Genomic DNA, 21,926 nt, shown 5'->3' on the forward strand with positions numbered 1-21,926 from the left:
TTTTTGTACAGGAGCGACGGCTCCCGTCTCCACAGATTGTGTCTTCATCATACGATCTCGATTTTCTTTTCCAGACACCGGCGCAATATCCAGATCAATGTGAAACTGAACAGCGCGACAATAATTGACATGGTAGCGGCCCAGCTTGGCTGCATCTGCCGGAAGGCGGCTTCATACATCACCACCATTGGCGTGGTGGTGCTTTTCAGCGGACCGCCTCCGGTGATGAGATAGGGTTCGGTGAAAATACTGAACGCTACTGTGATCGCGAGAACCAGCACCATGACTATCTGGGCATTCATCAGGGGCAATGTGATATGCCATATTTTTCCGAGGCCCGTGGTTTTATCGAGATCGGCGGCATCGTAAATATCTTTGGGAATAGTAATCAGCCCGGAATAAAAAATCAGGCCGTAATAGCCGACAAATTTCCAGGTGATAATAAGGGCAATCGATAACATGGCGAAATTCGGATGGGTGAACCACGGGACGTTAACGCCAAACATGTCCATCAGGAACGTATTTATCGGTCCTGTTTCACTGAACAGTTTGGAAAATACAATGGAATACGCCACGCCGGATGAAACATTGGCGAGCAGGAAGCTCAGGGCAACAAACGCTTTGCCATATTTTATTTTTCTTAATCCGAACGCGAATAATAATGAAGACACCAGGACAATGGGCAGATAGTAAGCCAGAAATTTAAATACGTTATACATCGCCGTCCAGAATAAGGGATTCTGCATGACGGCGATAATATTCTTCACGCCGTTAAAAGACGGTGCGCCAATAAATTTCCAGTCAGTAAAGCTCAGCACCGCCAGCCAGAGAAAAGGATAAAGCCAGAATACCAGCGAATATCCGAGGTAAGTGGAGGCCAGAAGGCCTCCGAGTGATGACTCTTTCATTTTTATCATCACTTACTGCTCCAGCGTTTTGTCGATCTCTTGTGAGGACGCCTGAATCACCTCGGGTATCGGGCTATTTTTAAACACCAAATTTTCAATCATTTGCGTCATCGTCCGCTGGACTTCAACGGTTTTAGTGACTGGTGCTGGCGGAACCGCTTTCGACACGTAGGAGGCGATCGCATTAACCAATGCGTGCTGTTGCAGATACTCTTCAAAAATCGGATTACTTTGCAGATCTTCCCGGGCAGGCGGCATGCCGGTGAGTTCCAGCCAGCGTCGGTCATGTTTAGGATCGCTGTATACCCATTGAATAAACTTCCAGGCGTCGGCCTGCACTTTTGATGTACTGAACATCACGATCCCTTTGCTGTCAGCCATGGTGGCAACGCCGGGTTCGCCGGTTTGTGTCGGCATCGGGCCGATACGGATGGTTTTTAACACTTCGGGAAATTGTTTCTGATAGCGGTCGATATCCCATGGACCACGTACCGCGCCCAGCACGGTTCCCGCTGCCAGCGGATCGTCTGCGGCGGTGAAGTCGTAGCTGGTCCATTTGTTCGCAAACATTTTGTTGAGGAAGGTGAGGGTCTGTTGTCCGGCTTCGTTATCAAAGCTGGATTTGTGATCCTGAATATACGGGCTGCCCTGAGAGGCGGCGTAATACAGCGGAATAAAGTCAAACCAGCGATCCCACCAGTTTTTGCCGCTGGTGATTTGCAGACTGTAACCTTTCTGGTTTTGCGTTATCCGTTCTGACAGCGTGTAAATCTCATCATAGGTGGTCGGCACATGATCAAAACCTTGCTCAGCCAGCAGATCGCTGCGCCACCAGTACACGACCGGGCTGATATAAATCGGGATAACATTTTGCTGCCCTTCGAACTGCCATGATGCCATGGCTTTCCCCATATGTCGGGTTTCAACCAGTTCCTGAAAACCGGGCATTTTGGCGTAGTCATTGAGTTGTTTAAGTTCAGATAACTGTTTCGCGAAGCCGATAAAAATATTGGTGGATATATCGGGCTCAGTGCCTGATGCCAGCGCGTTCATAATGGCTTCTTCAGAGCTCCCCGCAGCCGGTATTGGCGTGAATTCCACCTTCCTGTTGGCCGGATTACTGTTCCATTCTTTTACCACCTCGCCCCAATACACTTCCTGAGTAACATTAGGCGCTATCCACATTTTAATGCTGGTTTGATCTTTCTCCTCAGGCCCGCAGCCCGAAAGAAATAACGTGATACCTGCAAGTGCAGCCAGTTTCATTATTTTCATGCTGTATCCTATTTCCATTAGGTTGTTATTAATAATTCATCATTATATTTAATAGTTATTTATATTATATTTTTATGAGTGGACTTCTATTTTAAACGCTAGCATGGACATACAATCAGTAAACGTTATTACGGTCACAGAAATGATTTTGTTTAACGTTAAACTTTATTTTATATATTCATTGCAATAGCCTGTTTTCTGTGAGTATATATTGGCGAATTAAGGGTTTTTCAGACGGGGGATTTCATTTATTCAAAGCATTCAGGAGTGTGTAAACTGAGTAAGATAACCTTAAAGTCGATTGCCCGTGAATTAGGGGTGACGCATACGACGGTGTCGAATGCATTTAATAATCCGGGAAAGTTATCTGAATCCTTAAGAAAACGAATAATTAATTATGCGCATTCCGTTAATTTCTACGGCCCTGATAATATCGGGCGCGCATTACGTACCGGCAGGTCGGATGCGATTGGCATTATCTTCAATGACACGCTGAGTTATGTTTTTACTGACAGCCATGACGTGCAGCTCATGCAGGGCATCGCGGGTGAATGTGACCGGAAAGGTGTCAGCATCATCCTGATCCCGTTGCATAACGGACAGGGCGCGCGGGCCAGTGTGATTAACACTGCGGTAGATGGCTATATCCTTAATGCGACACACAATAATGACCAGATTATCGCTAAGGCATTGTCAAAAAATCTGCCTGTGGTGACCACGGATTTTAAAATTCCCCCGCACAGCAGTGTCTCCATTGATAACTACCGGGCGATGAGGGAAATTTGCCTGCACCTGCTGGAAAAAGGACACCGTGAATTCGGCATTATTTCATTTCCTTCACTGCAGGGGCGTAAGGGTGTCGTGCCATTGAGTCAGGATATTTCAGGCGATAATGACGTTATGATCACCCGGGTGAAATCTTGCGTGGAGACTTTCCGCGAATGGAATATCGAACTCGATAATTGCTTTCTTTGTGAAACAAGCCATCACGAGATGTTTGGCGAAATAGCCGCGCAGGAATTACTTAAAATAAATCCGGGAATAACCGCGTTTATTTGCCTGTCTGACCGCTTTGCGCAAGGTGCGATTAATTATTGCCGGCAGGCCGGGTTACGTGTTCCGCAAAATATCGCGATTACCGGATTTGATAATATTCCCCGGCCAGAGAATGAAATCGGGCTCACTACCATTGCCCAGGATCCGGTTAGAAAAGGTGAGATAGCCGCGGCCTTGCTGCTGGAGGGGAAAAATAATATTCACTTCGACCTTGAGTTTACGTTAATTATACGTGGTTCTACCTGATTCCCGGTGGGGCCATAAAGACGCAAGTACTTATGTCTATTTTCAGGATGAAATATGGCCTTATTAAGGTGTTTTAAAGCTTACGATATACGCGGTGTTTTGGGCAGCGAATTAAACGAGGATATTGCTTACCGTATCGGTTGTGCATTTGCGCATTTTTATCGCCCAAAACGGGTGGTGCTGGGCAGTGATATTCGCCTGACATCACCGGCTCTCAAGCAGGCCGTTGCGCGCGGACTGATGGATCAGGGCTGCGGCGTGATTGATATTGGTATGACCGGCAGCGAAGAGGTGTATTTTGCCACCCGTTCCCTGCAGGCTGATGGCGGAATTCAGATCACCGCCAGCCATAATCCGGACAATTATAACGGTATGAAGCTGGTAGGACGGGATGCAAGACCTGTCAGCAGCGAAAACGGTTTACACGATATTCAGGCACTGGCCGAAAATCATCTGTTTTCGGCGGTGGCCCAGCCCGGTTCGTATCAGCAGCTTTCAAACCGCCGCGCTTATCTGGATCATCTGCTTAGCTATTTAACGTTACCGTTCGGACGGCCGCTGCGGGTGGTGGTTAACGCAGGAAACGGTGCGGCTGGCCCGACGCTGGATGCGCTGGAACACGCCTTTCTGGCACGCGGTATTCCCCTTACGCTAATAAAAATTCACCATGAGCCGGACGGCACTTTCCCCCACGGTATTCCCAACCCGATGTTGCCGGAAAACCGACTGGCGACATGCGATGCGGTGCGTGAACATCAGGCGGATTTGGGCATTGCCTGGGACGGTGATTTTGACCGTTGCTTCATCTTTGATGAACAGGGTGAATACGTTGAGGCGTATTACATTGTGGGATTGCTGGCTGAACTGTTTTTGCAACGCTCGTCCGGCGAAAAAATCCTTCATGATCCGCGTCTGGTCTGGAATACCCGCGACATTGTCAGCGCCAGACACGGTATCGCCATCGAAACCAAAACCGGCCATGCCTTCATCAAAGAAAGAATGCGCAGTGAAAACGCTATTTACGGCGGTGAAATGAGCGCCCATCACTATTTCCGCGATTTTGGTTACTGCGACAGCGGGATGATCCCGGCCTTGCTGGTACTACAACATCTCAGCCAGTGCAGCCGGAAAATGTCCGGACTGATTGCTGCCCGTAAAGCCCTTTTCCCGGTATCCGGCGAAATCAATATCTCCGTCAGTCAACCCGCTGAGGCCATCAGCCGTGTCCGCGACCATTACCAACATCTGGCGCTAAGTACCCGCCAGACTGACGGGCTGAGTATGGAATTCGATAACTGGCGGTTTAATTTACGCGCTTCCAATACTGAGCCGCTCCTGCGCCTCAACGTCGAAACCCGACAATCCACCGCGCTGTTAGCTGAAATCACCGGAAAACTGCTCGCCCTTGCCGGGGCGTAACCGCTCATCTTTTTCTTTTAAAGGACAACGTTATGTCAGGCTTAACACTCAAAAATATCAAAAAATACTATGACAAAACTGTCGTGATCCCCGATTTGTCTCTGGAGATCCACTCCGGTGAGTTTTTGGTACTGGTCGGTCCGTCAGGGTGCGGGAAATCAACGTTACTGCGCATGATTGCCGGGCTGGATGCGCTGAGCGACGGGACTATTCACATTGAAAAAACTGATGTGACGGATTTACCCGCCGGGAAGCGCGGTCTGTCGATGGTATTTCAGTCCTACGCGCTTTATCCGCACATGACCGTCAGACAGAATCTGGCATTTGGTCTGAAAAATATCCGCACGCCGCCGGAAGAAATTGCCCGACGCATAAGCGAAGCGGCCCTGATCCTGCGGCTGGACGACATGCTCGACCGGTTACCGCAAAATCTTTCCGGCGGACAGCGTCAGCGCGTCGCTATCGGGCGTTCCATTGTTCAGCAGCCGAAAGTTTTTTTGTTTGATGAACCGCTGTCGAACCTTGATGCCGCGCTGCGTGTGCAGATGCGTCAGGAAATCAGTCAGCTCCATGCCCGTCTGAAAAACACCATGATTTACGTGACCCACGATCAGGTCGAGGCCATGACACTGGCGGACCGGATCGTGGTGCTTAACAAAGGTCACATTGAGCAAATTGGCACGCCGGTTGAGCTGTATAATTGCCCGGCCAGCCTGTTCGTCGCCGGTTTTATCGGTACGCCGAAAATCAATGTGATCCCGGCACAAGTCGTCGGCCGCCAGCTGAGTATTGACGGCCAGCCGATGTACCCGCTGGAGGATAAATTCCCGGCGGCGCAGGATGGACAAATGGTGTCGCTGGCCATCCGCCCTGAGCTGTTGCGCCTGAATGAAGTGACGGATCATGCATTTGAAGTTTTGGTTGATTTCACTGAATTGCAGGGTGATTCCACGCTGGTATATGCGCGCGTTGGTGAGCACATCCTGAAAATGAAATCGTCGAAACAGCTCTCCTTTGCTAAAAACACACCGCTCAGGTTCGGGTTTAATGCTGCCAGTGTTTTACTGTTTGATGAAGCAGGCAGGCGCATCCTTCCCGACGCCGCGTAAAAACAAAAAAGGCACCTTCCAGTGCCTTTACGACGAAGATAAATCAAAGTCAGATGTTTTTAGCCAGCTGCGCTTTGTGTTTGTTTTCACTCAGCATGGTCAGTAACAGCAACAGAACAGCCAGCACACAACCGGCGATCATCACGATAAAGCCACCGTCCCAGCCAAAATAATCCACGGTATAACCGACAATGGCGCTGGCCGCGACCGAGCCGCCCAGATAACCAAACAGTCCGGTAAAGCCTGCGGCGGTACCGGCTGCTTTCTTCGGTGCCAGTTCCAGCGCATGTAACCCAATCAGCATCACCGGCCCGTAAATCAGGAAACCGATGGTGATCATACAGGCCATATCAATACCCGGATTGCCGACCGGATTCAGCCAGTAAACGACGGTAGCGATAGTCACCAGCACCATGAAGAACACGCCGGTGGCACCACGATTGCCTTTGAAAACTTTGTCCGACATCCAGCCACACAGCAGCGTGCCGGGAATGCCAGCGTATTCATAAAGGAAATACGCCCACGAGGATTTATCCAGCGCGAAATGCTTCACTTCTTTCAGATACGTTGGTGACCAGTCGAGAATGCCGTAACGCAGCAGATAGACAAAGACGTTAGCCAGTGCGATATACCACAGCAATTTGTTCGGCAAAATGTACTGCATGAAAATCTGTTTCGCCGTCAGTTCCTGCTCGGCGGACTCTTTCACATAGTCCGGCGGATAATCGTTTTTGTATTCTTCAATGGGCGGCAGACCACAGGATTGCGGTGTATCGCGCATGGTCATGAAGGCAAACACCGCCAGCAGAATTGCGCCGAAGGCAGGCATATACAGCGCTGCATGCCAGTCGTTAAACCACGCCATACCGAGCAGGAACAGCAGCGGAGGAATACCGCCGCCGACGTTATGCGCACAGTTCCACACCGACACCACGCCGCCGCGTTCTTTCTGCGACCACCAGTGCACCATCGTACGTCCGCACGGCGGCCAGCCCATGCCCTGGAACCAGCCGCACAGGAACAGCAACACAAACATGATGGCAATGCTTGAGGTTGCCCACGGCACGAAGCCCATAAACAACATCACGGCCGCCGCCAGAATCAAACCAGCGGGCAGAAATACGCGCGGATTCGAACGGTCAGACACCGAACCCATGATGAATTTTGAGATGCCATAAGCAATGGAAATCCCGGACAGTGCGAACCCTAAGTCTCCACGGGAGAAGCCCTGATCAATCAGATAAGGCATGGCCAGCGCGAAGTTTTTGCGCACCAGATAGTAGGCCGCATAACCGAAGAAAATCCCCATGAAGATTTGCCAGCGGAGACGGCGGTACAGCGGATCGACGTGAGCCTCATCAACAGGAGCTTTGTGGGGCGCGGGTTTAAAGATACTGAGCATAAATGCCTCCGATGGCATAAATCAGGGCGGACTCATCATGAGCCACGGACGAAATGGCGGAGCCAATGTGTTCCAAAACGAACATCATTTTAGCCATTCGCGCACAAACGAACTGTGATTTATGACGAAAATGTTACATTTTCATTACAGAGGGAGGCGATTTTGTGAGCGAGGGTGACAATAAGAAACAAAAAAAGCGGAGCCTGAGCTCCGCCTGGCAGGTTCGTGACATATCAAAAGACTCATTCTAAATCGTCAGACATTTTTAATTTTGATGTGTGATTTTTAAGTTTTTTTCCGATTTTTTACATATTAAAATTCATACCTGACGCTACCCTCACGGGTGCGCCAAATCATCATCAGTATGTTTTTATCAATGCAATTCTGGGGTGGTTTTATATAGCGAAAACAGAGCCGATCTTCCTTCCCCGCCTCTTTGTATCCCTCTCCGAATGCATACACAATTATCAGAAATGGACCCGTATTGCCGGAAGGAATGTGATATTTACCTCTAATTTTATCCTGATTATTCTGCCACCAGGCAATCTTTTCCGATTCAGTGGAGGGCAGTCCATCAACGATGATCTGTACAGTGCTTCCATCATAATGCGCATCTATAACAGCTACATCTTTGTCACCAACAAAGGTATAGTAAAAACAGGCCAGCAGCGCGACCAGAAATACGATTACAAAAATGCGCATCAATAATTACCTTCCATATCAATTACTGCTTCCATATTTGTCAAAAATGGTCGAAAACCGAATTTGTCAAACCGTTGCAGGACAAACCATATTTTAAAAAACTGAAACTGATTAAATTCCTTTTTGCGTATATCGTCAATATCCAGACCGAAGTGATCCTGACCTGTAAATCTGACACAGGCTTTCCAGTTTCGCTCGCTTACGTGGAGACTGATGATGTCTATTTTCGTTGCATGGACATTATGAATAGTGATCCCCATTCCATTTATTTTATCAAGCACGAGGGAATCAAATTTTGGAAGAATTGAACCTCTGATCGCAGATTTAATATCCTTCAATCTCTCCTGCGCAATACCTTTGCTTTTGTAATCAATGAATAACCCAATCGCTTCCTGCATAATAGACCTGGTATTTTTTGCAGTGTGATCAGAACGAAGCTTTTGATGATATGCATTATTAAGTTGCCCGTTATTAAAAGGCGTTCCTGTAGAATGCTGAAAATGCCTGAGCATCTGGTTAATTAAATACTGGTAGGAACCCACAAAGGAATAGGGAAGAGAACACGTCAGCATCTCCTTGAATAACAACCGGGCGCATTCCTTATTACTGACTGTGCCACCGCGATGAGCGCCACGATAGACACCCGCAAACCTGGACTGGGGATTATCAAATGCTGTCAGCCGGGTTAATGTATACGGATCAACCACAGTTGATATATTTTTCAAGCCGAACTCTCTTTTAAGTCTGTCCCCGGATATGTCACCATAACGCATGTCATTGGCACGGTAATCGTTGAAGCGACGCTGTGTCGTAAATATCGTCTGGGGAAATACAGCATTAGTCATAAAGGTTACTCCCTTAACTGCTTTAACATCAATTATCAGATCTCGTAGTTAATATTCCGGTGTTTATTCTTATAGGTGTCATACACCATTGATAGTAAAATAACTACAACTCATAACTTATTCCTTAAGTTAATTATTCAATTTTGTAATGAGTATTAGTGAATATATATTTTGATGTTATGCATTACTCTCTGTTCAATATAAATTTACTGCATTCTAAATAATAAAACGATAGCTGTTTACGCTGATAAAACGCAGGCGGGGTTTGTGAGATTGAGTAACAGCATAAGGCAAAAAAAAAAAGCGGAGCCTGAGCCCCGCATGATATTTTCACACGGTCTGAAATTATTGAATTTTCAGTGTGCTGATAATGGCTTCCGCATCGGTCTGCGCCTGCTGCTGATTATCAGCAGGCAGAGTAATTTGCAGGGTCAGCAGATGGCTGTCGACCTTGCCCAAAACGATAGACGAATAGGCTTTCTGACCAGCAGAAGTGATCACGCTGTCGTACTGCTGCAATGTCTGGCCGTTGACCTGAATAGATTTATTGGTGACGACTTGCAGATTGGTATCGCGCGCTTTTTGCTGATCCTGTAAACGACCCGCCAGAACGTCCAGTGATTCCGGGGTGTTATCACCCAAAATGACAATCACCGCTTTCTGCCCGGTGCTGTCTGCATACACGTGCATATTATTTGCCTGTGTGCCCAGTTTACCGCTCTGGTCGCTCATTCCCTGCGGCAGGGAGAAGGTGACTTTGCCGTCCAGCAGGCTGACCGGCGTGGTGGCTGCCGTGGCTGCGGCCGCTGGTGCGCCTTTATCTGCGGCAGGTGCATCGGTCGACTTACCGTCACACGCAGCCAGACCGGCGATCAGTACTGCCATTCCCATCATTTTCGCGATATTACGCATCGGGCTTCCTTAAGTGGCCTGTTCACCAGGCTTACATGTTGACTTAACAGCCTTTATGGCAACCTATTCAGGCCACAAATGCAAGTCAGATTATGGCGCGATTTGTGTCTTCCCGGCGACTCGGTTTAGTGCGCACTGATAGCGGAATGCGGGTTGTTTCCTTGTGCTGATAAACGCTTAAGCAGCATATTCAGCAGCATGCCGTACATCGGCAGGAAGAACACCAGGCAGATCAGCACCTTGAAGGTGTAATCCACCATCGCTATTTCTACCCAGTGCTGTGCCATAAAGGCATCGCTGCTTTTGTAGAAAGCGATAAAGAAGAAGGACAGGGTATCGCTGATATTGCCGAGGAACATCGAGGCGACCGGTGCTATCCACCAGCGGCGGTTCTGGCGCAGGCGGTTAAACACATGAACGTCAAGAATTTGCCCCAGCACATACGCCATAAAACTGGCGGTGGCGATACGCGCGACCATGATATTCAGGCTGCTGAGCGCTTCCACGCCTTGCCATTGCGCTTCAAAGAATAACGCCGAGATGACATAGGAAATGGCCAGTGCAGGCACCATCACGGAAAGTATAATCCGTCGTGCCAGCGGCGCGCCAAATATACGGACGGTCAGATCGGTAGCCAGAAAAATAAACGGGAAAGTGAACGCGCCCCAGGTGGTATGGAAACCAAAAATGGAAACGGGTAACTGAACCAGATAGTTACTGGAGGTGATGATGGCGATGTGGAATAGCGAAACCCATATCAGCGCGGAAAACCGCTGCTGAGCAGTAAAAGAGTACATATATGTGACCTTTTTTTATGAATAAATTGGGGTGAGGGAACCCAAGAAAATTTTTACTTTCGCACCCGTAATGGCGTGCGGCGCGCATAGTACCTGTTTGCGCACCGTTTGCGCAACAGATCTACCGGTTAATTTTAGCGCAATGAGCCGTGTTTGTTGCGCCAGAAAACCAGCGGGTTAAACTATCCGCCTTTGCCAAACAACCGCCCATTCACGTATGTAGATGTTGAGACACGAAATGACCGACCCCTTTATCAATCCTGACCATCAGCTTGATGCGTTGGGTCTGCGTTGCCCGGAGCCAGTGATGATGGTTCGTAAAGCGGTACGCACCATGCAAGACGGCGAAACGTTATTGATCATCGCCGATGATCCGGCGACGACCCGCGATATCCCCGGTTTCTGCCGTTTTATGGAACATACGCTGCTGGCGTCGGATACCGAAAGCGTGCCGTACCGCTATTTGCTGTGCAAAGGGTTGGCAGAAAAACAGGGCTGATGGCTCAGCCCGTGTTGTTTATTTCGATTTATTGCGCAACAGCCTTAACGCATTGGCGGTCACCAGCGCCGTTGCGCCGGAATCCGCCAGCACCGCCAGCCACAATCCGGTCAATCCCATCAGCGTGGTGACCAGGAAAATCGCTTTCAGCCCGAGCGCAATCGTGATGTTCTGACGGATATTCGCCCGTGTAGCACGCGAAAGGCTGATCATCTGCGCCAGCCCGCTCAGACGGTTATGCGTCAGTGCTGCATCCGCCGTTTCCAGCGCGACGTCCGTTCCGCTTCCCATCGCAATACCGATAGTCGCGGCTTTCATGGCGGGCGCATCGTTAATGCCGTCACCGACCATGGCTACCGGTTTCAGTGCATTCAGCGCGGTGACCGCTGAGACTTTATCCGCAGGCAGTAAGCCCGCACGGAAATCAATGCCGAGCCGGTCAGCGATGGTTTTCGCCGCCCGCGGATTGTCGCCGGTCAGCATGACCGCCGACACGCCGAGCGCTTTGAGTTTCTGCAATGCCTCGGCCGCGTCATCCCGCAGACGATCCTGCATGGCAATCAGCCCGATCGCGTTTTCTTCCTGCAATACCACCACCACGGTTTTTCCGCTGGATTCCCAGTCAGTAATTTGCGCAAGGGTTTCAGTTGTCAGGCTGTTTTCAGCCACACTTTTCGGTGCCAGCACCTGAATTTTGCGGCCTGAAACGAGGCCTTCCACGCCGGAACCGGCCAGCGCGCGGCGATCCTGCGCCGTGAGCGGTAGCGGATTACTGGTTTTTGCACGGGCCAAAATCGCCTGCGCCAGCGGGTGATGCGAACCTTCTTCCACCGCTGATGCCAGACTTAATACTTCGCCTTCGCTGGCGCCGTTCAGCAGTAAAACGTCGGTAACTTCAGGTTTGCCTTCGGTCAGCGTACCGGTTTTATCCAGGGCAACGGTTTGAATCAGCGCCAGCTGTTCCAGCGCTGCACCGCCTTTAATCAATGCACCCTGACGCGTGGCTGCTGCCAGCCCGGATGTAATCGCTGCTGGCGTCGAAATCACCAGCGCACACGGACAGCCAATCAGCAGCAGCGTCAGCCCGCGGTAAATCCAGGTTTCCCACGATAGCCCCATCGCCAGTGGCGGCACGATAATCACCAGCAACGACATCAGCATAATGACCGGCGTGTAATAGCGGCTGAAAGTATCGAGGAAACGCTCGATCGGCGCACGGCGTTCATCGGCTTCTTCAATCAGTTGCAGGATGCGGTCAATGGCGCTGTTGCCCGGCGCGGAAGCCACTTCGAGGCGTGCCAGCCGGTCAACGCACAGGCTGCCTGCGGGGACTTTTTCACCGGGCAGATGATCCACCGGAACTGATTCGCCGGTCAGCGCGCTTTCGTCGAAACTGGCGGCGCTTTGTAAAACAGCGTCGGCAGGCAGGCGTGCACCTGCCGCGATTTCAATGATATCGCCGGGACGCAAGCTGCTGACCGGCACGGTTTCAGATTTGCCATTCACAATGCGGACAGCGGTATCCGGGATCAGCGCCATCAGCGCTTTTACGCCGCTGCGTGCCCGGCTGGAGGCAAAAGCCTCAAGGCGTTCGCCCACCATAAACAGCAACAGAACCATGGCGGCTTCGGCTGTCGCACCGATAAAGAGTGCGCCGATCGCGGCGATACTCATCAGCGTTTCGATGGCGAATGGCGAACCGGCGCGGGTCTGGCGAATCGCCTGACGCAGTACCGGCCAGAGCCCGACCAGTGTCGTGGCGATAAACGCGATGTTACCCATCTGCGGATTGAAATGATCGAGCACCCAGCTCAGTAGCATCAGAACCGAAAGAGCGATCAGCGGCAGCGCTTCCTGCAAACGGGAAGGTTCGGCGGTGGGTTTTTCCTGCGGTTTGTCGAGCGATTGCAGGGTAAAACCTGCGGCGGTAACGGCATTTTGCACGTGTTGGGTGATATCAAAACCTGCATCAATCACCAGCTTTTCAGTAGCGAACAGCACTTTAGCGTGGCTGATACCATCAATACCTGAAACGGCTTTTTCAATTTTTCGGGCACAGGCAGGGCAGTCCATACCTTGTACTTTCCAGCTGTATTGCTGACTGCCGGAAAGCGGTGAGGCGGGTTCGTCTTCGCCCGGCGAACCTTCGGCGTTGCCATCGTCCGATGTATGTGAGTGCTCACCTGTTTTTGGCGCACAGCAGCTGTCAGTGGTGGAGCAGGCGGAAACCGCCAGCGGGGGTTTTTCGCTACAGCAGCCAGCCGGATGTGTGCCGGGCTGCGCAATAGCGCCAATTTTGTTGATACGCAGTGCAGGGGTATGTTTGCCCTGACATCCGCAGCGACAGGTGTTGTTTTTTTGCAGTGGGATCATAAAGCCTCCGGTTCGAAACCGAGTGGAATTACCCCCAGTGTAAACGTTGGAGTCGGCTCTAAGGTCAACAAGTATTTTATCAGCGGAACCAGAACGGTTCCGCTGTGGGATATTACAGGTATAACGACCGGACTATCAGGAAGTGCCCGCCGAAATAACAGGCGGCAACCAGCGCGTCGGCGGCGCGGAAGGTGAAGCGGTATCGGCTGAGCAGCCAGAAAATATTCCCCAGCAGTAACAGCGCTGCGCCGCAGAACAGCGAAAACGCCATGTCGGTACTGCGGGCAAAATACTGTTCGCCAGCCAGCCAGACCATCAGCAGGGTCATGGCGATGTAAGTGGTCACTGGCCATCGCAGCTCCGCCAGCCGTGTCCAGATCACTGCGAGAAGTATCGCCCCGATGATCAGTAACGTCAGCGGCAGCGGCCAGAAGAAGGTGATGGTCATCTGGCTGGCGAAACTCAGCGTATACAGCAGATGCGACAGGAAGAAGGCACCGATGGCGTACATGAAGCGTTCTTCAGGCAGCAGTAACAGGCTGTCTGCCACCAGTGTCGCCGCCAGACCCAGTAAGATCAGATAGCTGTAAACGTTGAGTGTCGGCGCCTGCCAGGCCAGCAACAGCAGTAATAGTAAGGTGACGGGTTTAAAGACCCAGCGCTGCCAGCGCGGGCCACGATAGCTGGCGTCAACGAACAACCAGCCAGAGAAAAATACAGCGAGGAATGGCCAACTCATTGTTTATCCTTTTATATTTCAGAACAGAACATAAAACCGATGTCAGGGTCTGCTTGCGGGAAAACACATCCTGTTTTCCTGAACTTGCTTTCAGTGTAGGAGAGAGAGCATGGCGGCGACAATCAGAAATCCCCGTAACGGCGGGTCTGATGAATGTTGGTTTAGGATAGGGGGAATTTACGGCGCAGGGCGCGCCGTAAAAGCGGGGATTACTTTTTGGCTGGCAACGGAGGCTGTTTTTTCTGCCACGCCATCAGTTCGAAGACGCCGAACAGGAAGATGCGGGTTTGCAGCCACGGCCCGATGGTGTCCTTTTCCTTGCCCTGCGTGGCTTTAAGCAGCATCACCTGCAGGCCATGCATAAAGAACATGAAGACAATTGCCACGTCTAAAAAGTATTTGATCGGCTTCGGGAACGGGTGGATCAGGTTAAACGCGAGAAAAGCCCAAATACATAACATCAACAACCGACCAATATTGATCAACATCTTACTGCTCCTGTTCTGGTGAGCCGGTTTCAGGCGTCACATCGCGATGATAAAGACGATAAGCAACTTGTCCGGCGACTTTCTCACGGTGTAAGCGCCAGCGGGCAGGCACATCCAGCGTGTCATGTTCGGCTTCTGTTTCGACATAAATCCAGGCTTCATCGGCCAGCCACTGGTTTTGCTCCAGCAGGTTCAGGGTGTCTTGCAGAATGCCTTTGCGGAAAGGCGGATCGAGGAAAACCACATCAAAGGCGCTTCCGGCTTTTGCCAGCCAGTTCAGGGCATTGACGTTAAATACTTTCGCATCACTGGCGTTTAGCAGCGCCAGGTTTTTCTCTAACTGTTGCGCAACCGGGCGCTCAAACTCCAGCAATGTCGCGCTGGCCGCATAACGTGACAAGGCTTCCAGACCGAGTGCGCCGCTGCCTGCAAAACAGTCCAGACAATGTGCGCCCTGTAAAACTGGCGCAAGCCAGTTAAACAGCGTTTCGCGCACGCGATCGGTGGTCGGACGCAGCCCCGGGCTGTGAGGGACCGGAAGTTTGCGTCCGCGCCATTGTCCGCCAATAATTCGGATCTGGCCTGCGGCGGGCGTGTTGGGTTTCTTTGCCATAGTTCGCTTGTGTCATCCAAAGCCGTCGGGCTTCGTTGCCTATCGTTTGGAGGGCTATTCTACCGGTGTGCGGGCAATGGGCAAATGTTTAACATTGTCGATTGAAAAACCAGCGGAATTCAATACGCGGGCGTGTTGCCTGCAGGGGAAAGTGATAGACTGCCTGACCATAACCCTATTAATAATCCGTTCGCCAGTCATTAACGGCGAGGAGTGAAGTTGTAAAATGGCAAAAGATAAAAAACGCGGTTTCTTCTCCTGGTTCGGTCGTGGCCGTCAGGAAGAAGAGCAGCAGAAGGAAGAAACACGCGAAGAACAGCCGGTTGTCGAAGAACAACTGACGGAAGAACCGGCAGTCCCGGTAGCTCGCGAGGCTGTTACAGAACCTGAAGTTGAAGCAGAAACTGAAACTGAACCGGCCGCACACGTTCAACCTGAGCCTGAAATTGAACCCGAGCCATTTGTTGAGCCGGAACCGGAAATTGTACCCGAACCGCTGACAGAGCCTGAGCCGGAAGACAAACCTGAACCGGTTCGCGAGCAGGCCGCCGCTGAACTGGCAGAAGAAATTGTTCACATCACTGAGCAGGTTGCCGCGCAGCCTGCCGTTGTTGAAGATATCGCTGAAGACGAATTTGTTGAATCGGCAGAAGAAATTGCCGAAGATCTGCGTCAGGACGCCATTGATTCGATTGATGATTCTGTCGCTGTGGAAGAACCCTTACCTGTGGCGCTGGATCCGATTGTGGTGCTGCCCGCCGGTGAAACCGAGCAGGAACGCCCGACCAAAGAAGGGTTCTTCGCCCGTCTGAAACGCAGCCTGGTCAAAACCAAGCAGAATCTCGGCTCCGGTTTCGTTGGTCTGTTCCGTGGTAAGAAAATCGACGACGATCTGTTTGAGGAGCTGGAAGAACAGCTGCTGATCGCCGACGTTGGCGTCGAAACCACCCGAAAAATCATTACTTCACTGACTGAACATGCCTCGCGTAAGCAACTGAAAGACGCAGATGCGCTGTACGGCAAGCTGAAGGAAGAAATGTCCGAAATACTGGCGAAAGTTGACGAGCCACTGGATGTCAGCGGGAAAACCCCGTATGTCATTCTGATGGTTGGCGTAAACGGCGTCGGTAAAACCACCACCATCGGTAAAATGGCGCGCCAGTTTGAAGCACAGGGTAAATCTGTGATGCTGGCAGCAGGCGACACCTTCCGTGCCGCAGCCGTTGAACAGTTGCAAGTCTGGGGTCAGCGTAACAAGATCCCGGTGATTGCGCAGCACACCGGTGCTGATTCCGCGTCGGTTATCTTCGATGCCATTCAGGCGGCGAAAGCCCGCAATATCGACGTGCTGATTGCTGATACCGCCGGGCGTTTGCAAAACAAAACGCACCTGATGGAAGAGCTGAAGAAAATCGTCCGTGTGATGAAGAAGCTCGACGAAGACGCACCGCATGAAGTGATGCTGACGCTCGACGCCAGTACCGGCCAGAACGCAGTGAGTCAGGCCAAATTATTCAACGAAGCCGTCGGGCTGACCGGGATAACGCTGACTAAACTGGATGGCACTGCGAAAGGCGGCGTGATCTTTGCCATCGCCGATCAGTTCAGCATTCCGATCCGCTACATTGGTGTCGGTGAAGGTATCGAAGATTTAAGGCCGTTTAAGGCAGACGATTTTATTGAGGCACTTTTTGCCCGAGAGGATTAATACGGATGATTCGCTTTGAACAGGTCAGTAAAGCTTATCTGGGCGGACGACAGGCGCTTCAGGGCGTCAATTTTCATATCCAGCAAGCAGAAATGGCATTTCTGACCGGACACTCTGGCGCGGGTAAAAGTACCCTGCTGAAGCTGATTTGCGGCATAGAGCGTCCGAGTGCAGGACACATTTTGTTTGGCGGTCATGATATCAGCCGCCTGAAATCCAGCGAAGTGCCGTTCCTGCGTCGTCAGATCGGCATGATCTTTCAGGATCACCACCTGCTGATGGATCGTACCGTGTATGACAACGTGGCGATGCCGCTGATCATTTCCGGTGCAAGCAGTGAAGATATCCGCCGCCGCGTGTCGGCTGCGCTGGATAAAGTCGGATTACTGGATAAAGCCAAGAATCTGCCAATACAGCTTTCCGGCGGTGAACAACAGCGTGTGGGCATTGCCCGTGCGGTGGTGAACAAGCCCGCAGTGCTGCTGGCGGATGAACCGACCGGTAACCTCGATGGCGAATTGTCGGAAGGCATTTTGCGTCTGTTCGAAGAATTTAACCGCGTCGGCGTTACCGTGCTGATGGCGACGCATGATGTGGGTCTGATTGCCCGTCGTAATTACCGCACGCTGACGCTGAGTCAGGGGCGTATGTCGGGAGGGGTGTACTAATGGCGAACAGTCCGAATCCGGCTAAAACCGCAAAAAGCGCCCGTGCCGCAAAAAGCAAAGCGTTGCAGGGCGGCTGGCGCGAACAGTGGCGCTATGCCTGGATGAACGCGCTGGCTGACATGCTGCGTCAGCCGCTGGCGACGCTGCTGACGGTGATGGTAATCGCCATTTCCCTGACGCTGCCGAGCGTGTGTTATCTGGTGTGGAAAAACGTCAGTACGGCGGCGGAGCAGTGGTATCCGACGCCACAACTGACCGTTTATCTCGATAAAGCGCTGGATGATGACGCCGCAGAAAACGTGGTCAAAACCCTGAAAACCGAAGCGGGCGTGGATAAAGTTAATTATCTTTCCCGTGAAGAGGCGATGGGTGAATTCCGCAACTGGTCAGGCTTTGGCGGCGCAATGGATATGCTGGAGCAAAACCCGTTGCCAGCGGTGGCGATCATCACGCCTAAAATGAATTTCCAGGACTCTGCGACACTCAGCACCTTGCGCGACCGCGTGGCGGCTGTGCATGGCGTGGATGAAGTGCGGATGGACGACAGTTGGTTTGCCCGTCTTGCGGCGCTGACCGGTCTGGTCGGGCAGATTGCGGCGATGATCGGCATTCTGATGGTGATCGCCGTCTTCCTCGTTATTGGTAACAGTGTGCGACTGAGCATCTTCAGCCGCCGCGATACCATTAACGTGATGAAGCTGATTGGCGCGACCGATGGCTTTATTTTGCGGCCGTTCCTCAACGGTGGCGCGATGCTCGGTTTCACCGGTGCATTGTTATCACTCATCCTCTCGGAAGTGCTGGTGTTGCGGCTTGAGAGCGTGGTGACGCAGGTTGCGCAGGTCTTCGGCACCACCTTTGACCTGCATGGTCTGGGCTGGGACGAAAGCCTGTTACTGCTGATCGTTTCCGCGATGATTGGCTGGATTGCCGCCTGGCTGGCGACGGTTCAACATTTACGGCGATTTACACCACAGTAGTGATAATTTGCTATAATGTCCCCCTGCGGCTCAGTAATTGTGTCTCAGGGGGAAGCTGTTTCAGGTCAGCCCGCCACATCATTTTCCTGCTTTCCCCGTAATGGCACAAATTCACTATCCAATAGTCAGTCTGTCACTTACAGTCTTCAGACTGTTGAATCTTTCCGTGAACTTTATGTAAAATTCGTGGTCGTAGAGCAGCGAATATGAAGGGCTCGGCGTTGCTTTGTTGTCGCCTTTAAGGCCAGCAATGTCGCGGTATCATCCCGCAGCAACGTGGTATAAAACCTGCATTACGTCATACATGAGAGGCTTTAATGACCAAAGAAATGCGCACTTTAGCATTAGTACCCCAAGGTAGCCTGGAAGCCTATGTTCGGGCGGCCAATGCCTATCCTATGCTCACCGCAGAGGAAGAACGGGCGCTGGCTGAACGGCTGCATTACAACGGTGATCTGGAAGCAGCGAAAGAGCTGATCCTGTCTCACCTGCGCTTTGTTGCTCACATTGCCCGCAACTATTCAGGCTACGGTTTGCCTCAGGCAGACCTTATCCAGGAAGGGAATATCGGCCTGATGAAAGCGGTTCGCCGTTTTAATCCGGAAGTCGGTGTCCGTCTGGTATCCTTTGCCGTGCATTGGATCAAAGCGGAAATTCACGAATATGTGCTGCGTAACTGGCGCATCGTGAAAGTCGCTACCACCAAAGCGCAGCGTAAGCTGTTCTTCAACCTGCGTAAGAACAAACAGCGTCTGGGCTGGTTCAGCCACGACGAAGTCGAGCACGTCGCCCGCGAACTGGGTGTGACGAGCAAAGATGTGCTGGAAATGGAATCACGCATGGCCGCACAGGACATGACGTTTGATCCGACGCCGGATGATGAACCACGCGACGGCGCAGCGATGGCACCGATGCTGTATCTGCAAGACAAGAGTTCTGACTTTGCAGAAACTATCGAAGAAGATAACTGGGATCAGGACGCCACCGACAAACTTTCCTCTGCAATGGAAGGTCTGGACGAACGCAGTCAGGATATCATTCGTGCCCGCTGGTTAGACGACGAAAACAAATCGACCCTGCAGGAGCTTGCCGATAAATACGGTGTGTCTGCAGAACGTGTTCGTCAGCTGGAAAAGAACGCGATGAAAAAACTGCGTATGGCGATCGAAGCCTGATCCCCGCAACGCAAAACGAAAAAGCGACCTTCGGGTCGCTTTTTTTATGACTGAAAATCCGCGCGGGCAGGCTGTGCTCAGGATTTTTTCCAGACATTGCCTTCACGTACAAAACCGCAGGCCAGCATAAATGCATCCAGCACGGGTTCCGGATCCGCTTTCATCGTCCAGCTTTCCACCTGCGGCAGTTGCGCCTGCACATCTTCCATCAGATACAATCCGACACCGCGACGGCGCGTGACTTCGCGCACCAGCAAATCACTCAGTTCAGCCTGATTACCGTCGAGCCTGATTTTCACTGCGCCCAGAATGCGTTCATTAAACACCGCAGCGAACAGCGCGCGGTTATTTTGCAGGCTGGCTTGCCAGTCACTTTCAGTTTGCTCCGGCCAGATTTTTGCCAGGTCGATCAGGTCCTGCACGCTGAGCGACGTCAGTTTTTGGATAGTTAATTTCATGATGCGCAAGGTCAGAAAAAGGGAGCGTCAGTGTAGCGGAATCCACTAGAAATCGGGCGTAACTTTTTTTGTACAGTAACAGGTCGAAAAGTTTTTTAGTGATCTCTGCATAAGCGATAAATGTTGGCTTTAATCAATAAAGCCAGTGTTAACGACTGATTGTTTAAATCTACACCGCCTTTTCAGCCAAATAAAATTCTGTTTACACCTCATATTTCTGATTGTGCTATTTGATTTGCAGAAGAAAATTCCTGTTTAATGATATGAATTATAAAGTCTTATTCGAAAATAAGACGAAATAAGCCGGTAACTCGTTATTACTTATACTAAATTTCCTAAGTGATGATGTTTTGAACAGGCAACAAAGAGCAAACCACAACACACACATGAACGGGGTAATCGGATGAAAGTAACAAAGGGTAAGATCTGGCTGGCAGGGTGTATTGCATTAGCAATGAGTCAGGCGGCGTTCGCAAAAGACATCAAAGTCGCCATTGTCGGTGCTATGTCAGGTCCGGTCGCCCAGTACGGTGACATGGAGTTTACGGGGGCAAAACAAGCGATCGCTGATATCAATGCCAAAGGCGGCGTGAAGGGCGACAAACTGGTTGGCGTGGAATATGACGATGCCTGTGATCCGAAACAAGCCGTTGCGGTTGCCAACAAAGTGATCAACGACGGTATTCGTTACGTGATCGGTCACCTGTGTTCTTCTTCCACTCAGCCCGCTTCCGACATCTATGAAGATGAAGGCGTGCTGATGATCACCCCGGCGGCGACTAACGCTGACCTGACCACCCGTGGTTATAAAATGGTGATGCGCACTACTGGCCTGGATTCTGATCAAGGCCCGACCGCAGCGAAATACATCCTCGACACTATCAAACCAAAACGTATCGCCGTGGTGCATGATAAACAGCAATACGGTGAAGGCCTGGCCCGCTCTGTACAGGATGCGCTGAAAAAAGGCGGCGGCAACGTTGTCCTGTTTGAAGGCGTGACCGCAGGCGACAAAGACTTCTCCACACTGGTGGCGCGTCTGAAGAAAGAAAACGTCGATTTCGTTTATTTCGGCGGCTATTACCCGGAAATGGGGCAGATCCTGCGTCAGTCAAAACAAGCCGGTCTGGCAGCTAAATTCATGGGCCCGGAAGGTGTGGGCAACTCCTCACTGTCTAACATTGCCGGTGATGCTTCTGAAGGCATGCTGGTGACCCTGCCAAAACGTTATGATCAGGTACCGGCTAACCAGCCAATTGTGGATGCCCTGAAAGCCAAGAAACTGGATCCAACCGGTCCGTTCGTCTGGACGACTTACGCCGCATTGCAGGCGCTGACTACCGGTATGGAACGCAGCGGCAGCATGGAACCGGCAGATATCGCCAAAAACCTGAAATCAGCGCCAGTGGATACCGTGATGGGCCCGCTGAGCTGGGATGCAAAAGGTGACCTGAAAGGATTCGAATTCGGTATTTTCGAGTGGCATAAAGACGGCACGTCTACCCCAATCAAATAAAACCGCACCAAAGTGGTTCTCCGCTCCCTCCCCTGCGA

The 21,926-nt window shown here is 51.3% G+C and carries 21 protein-coding genes; 9 read left to right on the top strand and 12 right to left on the bottom strand.

The annotated features are described in order from the left end of the window. Positions 1 to 47 precede the first annotated feature (47 nt). A complete protein-coding gene (locus tag UC14_RS09535; protein ID WP_112197617.1) occupies positions 48 to 917 on the bottom strand; it encodes a carbohydrate ABC transporter permease in 870 nt (289 codons plus the stop codon). A 3-nt stretch (positions 918 to 920) separates the two neighbouring features. Continuing rightward, positions 921 to 2,183, bottom strand: coding sequence for an ABC transporter substrate-binding protein (locus tag UC14_RS09540; RefSeq protein WP_112197608.1), 1,263 nt, complete (start codon positions 2,181 to 2,183; stop codon positions 921 to 923). Between the two features lie 267 nt (positions 2,184 to 2,450). Between UC14_RS09540 and UC14_RS09545 the strand changes: the two genes are divergently transcribed. Genes UC14_RS09545 through UC14_RS09555 form a run of 3 tightly spaced genes read left to right on the top strand, consistent with a single transcriptional unit; the run spans position 2,451 to position 6,013 of the window. After that, entirely contained in the window at positions 2,451 to 3,485 is a 1,035-nt protein-coding gene (locus UC14_RS09545) for a LacI family DNA-binding transcriptional regulator (RefSeq protein ID WP_112197609.1), read from the top strand. A 54-nt stretch (positions 3,486 to 3,539) separates the two neighbouring features. After that, the gene (locus UC14_RS09550; protein WP_112197610.1) at positions 3,540 to 4,904 is read left to right on the top strand and encodes a phosphomannomutase CpsG; all 1,365 of its coding nucleotides are present in this window, start codon (positions 3,540 to 3,542) and stop codon (positions 4,902 to 4,904) included. 32 nt (positions 4,905 to 4,936) lie between these two features. Continuing rightward, positions 4,937 to 6,013, top strand: a complete 1,077-nt coding sequence (locus tag UC14_RS09555) for an ABC transporter ATP-binding protein (protein WP_112197611.1) — start codon at positions 4,937 to 4,939, stop codon at positions 6,011 to 6,013. A 49-nt stretch (positions 6,014 to 6,062) separates the two neighbouring features. Here the strand turns inward: UC14_RS09555 and glpT are convergent, their stop codons facing one another. From glpT to UC14_RS09580, 5 genes are all read right to left on the bottom strand, one after another. Continuing rightward, positions 6,063 to 7,415, bottom strand: a complete 1,353-nt coding sequence (gene glpT / locus UC14_RS09560; protein WP_013577484.1) for a glycerol-3-phosphate transporter — start codon at positions 7,413 to 7,415, stop codon at positions 6,063 to 6,065. A gap of 312 nt (positions 7,416 to 7,727) precedes the next feature. Next, positions 7,728 to 8,117 carry a DUF943 family protein gene (locus UC14_RS09565; RefSeq protein ID WP_112152361.1) on the bottom strand — a complete coding sequence of 130 codons (390 nt, stop codon included), beginning with the start codon at positions 8,115 to 8,117 and terminating at the stop codon, positions 7,728 to 7,730. Then, the gene (locus UC14_RS09570; protein WP_112152360.1) at positions 8,117 to 8,962 is read right to left on the bottom strand and encodes a DUF3289 family protein; all 846 of its coding nucleotides are present in this window, start codon (positions 8,960 to 8,962) and stop codon (positions 8,117 to 8,119) included. Before UC14_RS09570 ends, UC14_RS09565 begins: the two co-directional genes overlap by 1 nt. A gap of 345 nt (positions 8,963 to 9,307) precedes the next feature. Continuing rightward, the gene (locus UC14_RS09575) at positions 9,308 to 9,874 is read right to left on the bottom strand and encodes a DcrB family lipoprotein (protein ID WP_013577480.1); all 567 of its coding nucleotides are present in this window, start codon (positions 9,872 to 9,874) and stop codon (positions 9,308 to 9,310) included. A 125-nt stretch (positions 9,875 to 9,999) separates the two neighbouring features. Next, the gene (locus tag UC14_RS09580; protein WP_112197612.1) at positions 10,000 to 10,671 is read right to left on the bottom strand and encodes a 7-cyano-7-deazaguanine/7-aminomethyl-7-deazaguanine transporter; all 672 of its coding nucleotides are present in this window, start codon (positions 10,669 to 10,671) and stop codon (positions 10,000 to 10,002) included. 238 nt (positions 10,672 to 10,909) lie between these two features. On the opposite strand from UC14_RS09580, the gene tusA reads away from it, so the two are divergent. Beyond that, positions 10,910 to 11,170 (top strand): sulfurtransferase TusA, encoded by a 261-nt coding sequence (tusA, locus tag UC14_RS09585; RefSeq protein ID WP_013577478.1) that lies wholly within the window; start codon positions 10,910 to 10,912, stop codon positions 11,168 to 11,170. Positions 11,171 to 11,188: 18 nt separating this feature from the next. Here tusA and UC14_RS09590 read toward each other — a convergent pair whose 3' ends face one another. The 4 genes from UC14_RS09590 to rsmD form a co-directional block, all read right to left on the bottom strand. Next, complete coding sequence (locus UC14_RS09590; protein WP_112197613.1) at positions 11,189 to 13,543, bottom strand: zinc/cadmium/mercury/lead-transporting ATPase; 2,355 nt, start codon at positions 13,541 to 13,543, stop codon at positions 11,189 to 11,191. A gap of 112 nt (positions 13,544 to 13,655) precedes the next feature. Next, positions 13,656 to 14,282 carry a lysoplasmalogenase gene (locus tag UC14_RS09595; protein ID WP_013577476.1) on the bottom strand — a complete coding sequence of 209 codons (627 nt, stop codon included), beginning with the start codon at positions 14,280 to 14,282 and terminating at the stop codon, positions 13,656 to 13,658. A 209-nt stretch (positions 14,283 to 14,491) separates the two neighbouring features. Further along, on the bottom strand, positions 14,492 to 14,770 hold the full coding sequence (locus UC14_RS09600) for a DUF1145 family protein (protein ID WP_013577475.1): 279 nt from the start codon (positions 14,768 to 14,770) through the stop codon (positions 14,492 to 14,494). 1 nt (position 14,771) lies between these two features. Next, complete coding sequence (rsmD, locus tag UC14_RS09605) at positions 14,772 to 15,383, bottom strand: 16S rRNA (guanine(966)-N(2))-methyltransferase (protein WP_013577474.1); 612 nt, start codon at positions 15,381 to 15,383, stop codon at positions 14,772 to 14,774. Positions 15,384 to 15,609: 226 nt separating this feature from the next. On the opposite strand from rsmD, the gene ftsY reads away from it, so the two are divergent. The 4 genes from ftsY (at position 15,610) to rpoH (ending at position 19,914) form a co-directional block, all read left to right on the top strand. Beyond that, positions 15,610 to 17,091 (top strand): signal recognition particle-docking protein FtsY, encoded by a 1,482-nt coding sequence (gene ftsY, locus UC14_RS09610; protein ID WP_112197614.1) that lies wholly within the window; start codon positions 15,610 to 15,612, stop codon positions 17,089 to 17,091. A 5-nt stretch (positions 17,092 to 17,096) separates the two neighbouring features. Then, positions 17,097 to 17,759, top strand: a complete 663-nt coding sequence (ftsE, locus tag UC14_RS09615; RefSeq protein WP_013577472.1) for a cell division ATP-binding protein FtsE — start codon at positions 17,097 to 17,099, stop codon at positions 17,757 to 17,759. Beyond that, entirely contained in the window at positions 17,759 to 18,739 is a 981-nt protein-coding gene (gene ftsX, locus UC14_RS09620; protein WP_013577471.1) for a permease-like cell division protein FtsX, read from the top strand. The genes ftsE and ftsX overlap by 1 nt, the downstream gene beginning before the upstream one ends. Before the next feature lie 317 nt (positions 18,740 to 19,056). Further along, positions 19,057 to 19,914: an RNA polymerase sigma factor RpoH gene (gene rpoH / locus UC14_RS09625; protein ID WP_013577470.1), complete on the top strand. Its 858-nt coding sequence runs from the start codon at positions 19,057 to 19,059 to the stop codon at positions 19,912 to 19,914. Positions 19,915 to 19,991: 77 nt separating this feature from the next. Here the strand turns inward: rpoH and panM are convergent, their stop codons facing one another. Next, on the bottom strand, positions 19,992 to 20,372 hold the full coding sequence (gene panM / locus UC14_RS09630) for an aspartate 1-decarboxylase autocleavage activator PanM (protein WP_013577469.1): 381 nt from the start codon (positions 20,370 to 20,372) through the stop codon (positions 19,992 to 19,994). 403 nt (positions 20,373 to 20,775) lie between these two features. On the opposite strand from panM, the gene UC14_RS09635 reads away from it, so the two are divergent. Beyond that, complete coding sequence (locus UC14_RS09635) at positions 20,776 to 21,888, top strand: branched-chain amino acid ABC transporter substrate-binding protein (protein ID WP_013577468.1); 1,113 nt, start codon at positions 20,776 to 20,778, stop codon at positions 21,886 to 21,888. The last annotated feature ends 38 nt before the right edge of the window (positions 21,889 to 21,926 follow it).

The organism is Rahnella sp. NRRL B-41462 (assembly GCF_003263525.1).
Taxonomy (GTDB): Bacteria; Pseudomonadota; Gammaproteobacteria; order Enterobacterales; family Enterobacteriaceae; genus Rahnella; species Rahnella aceris.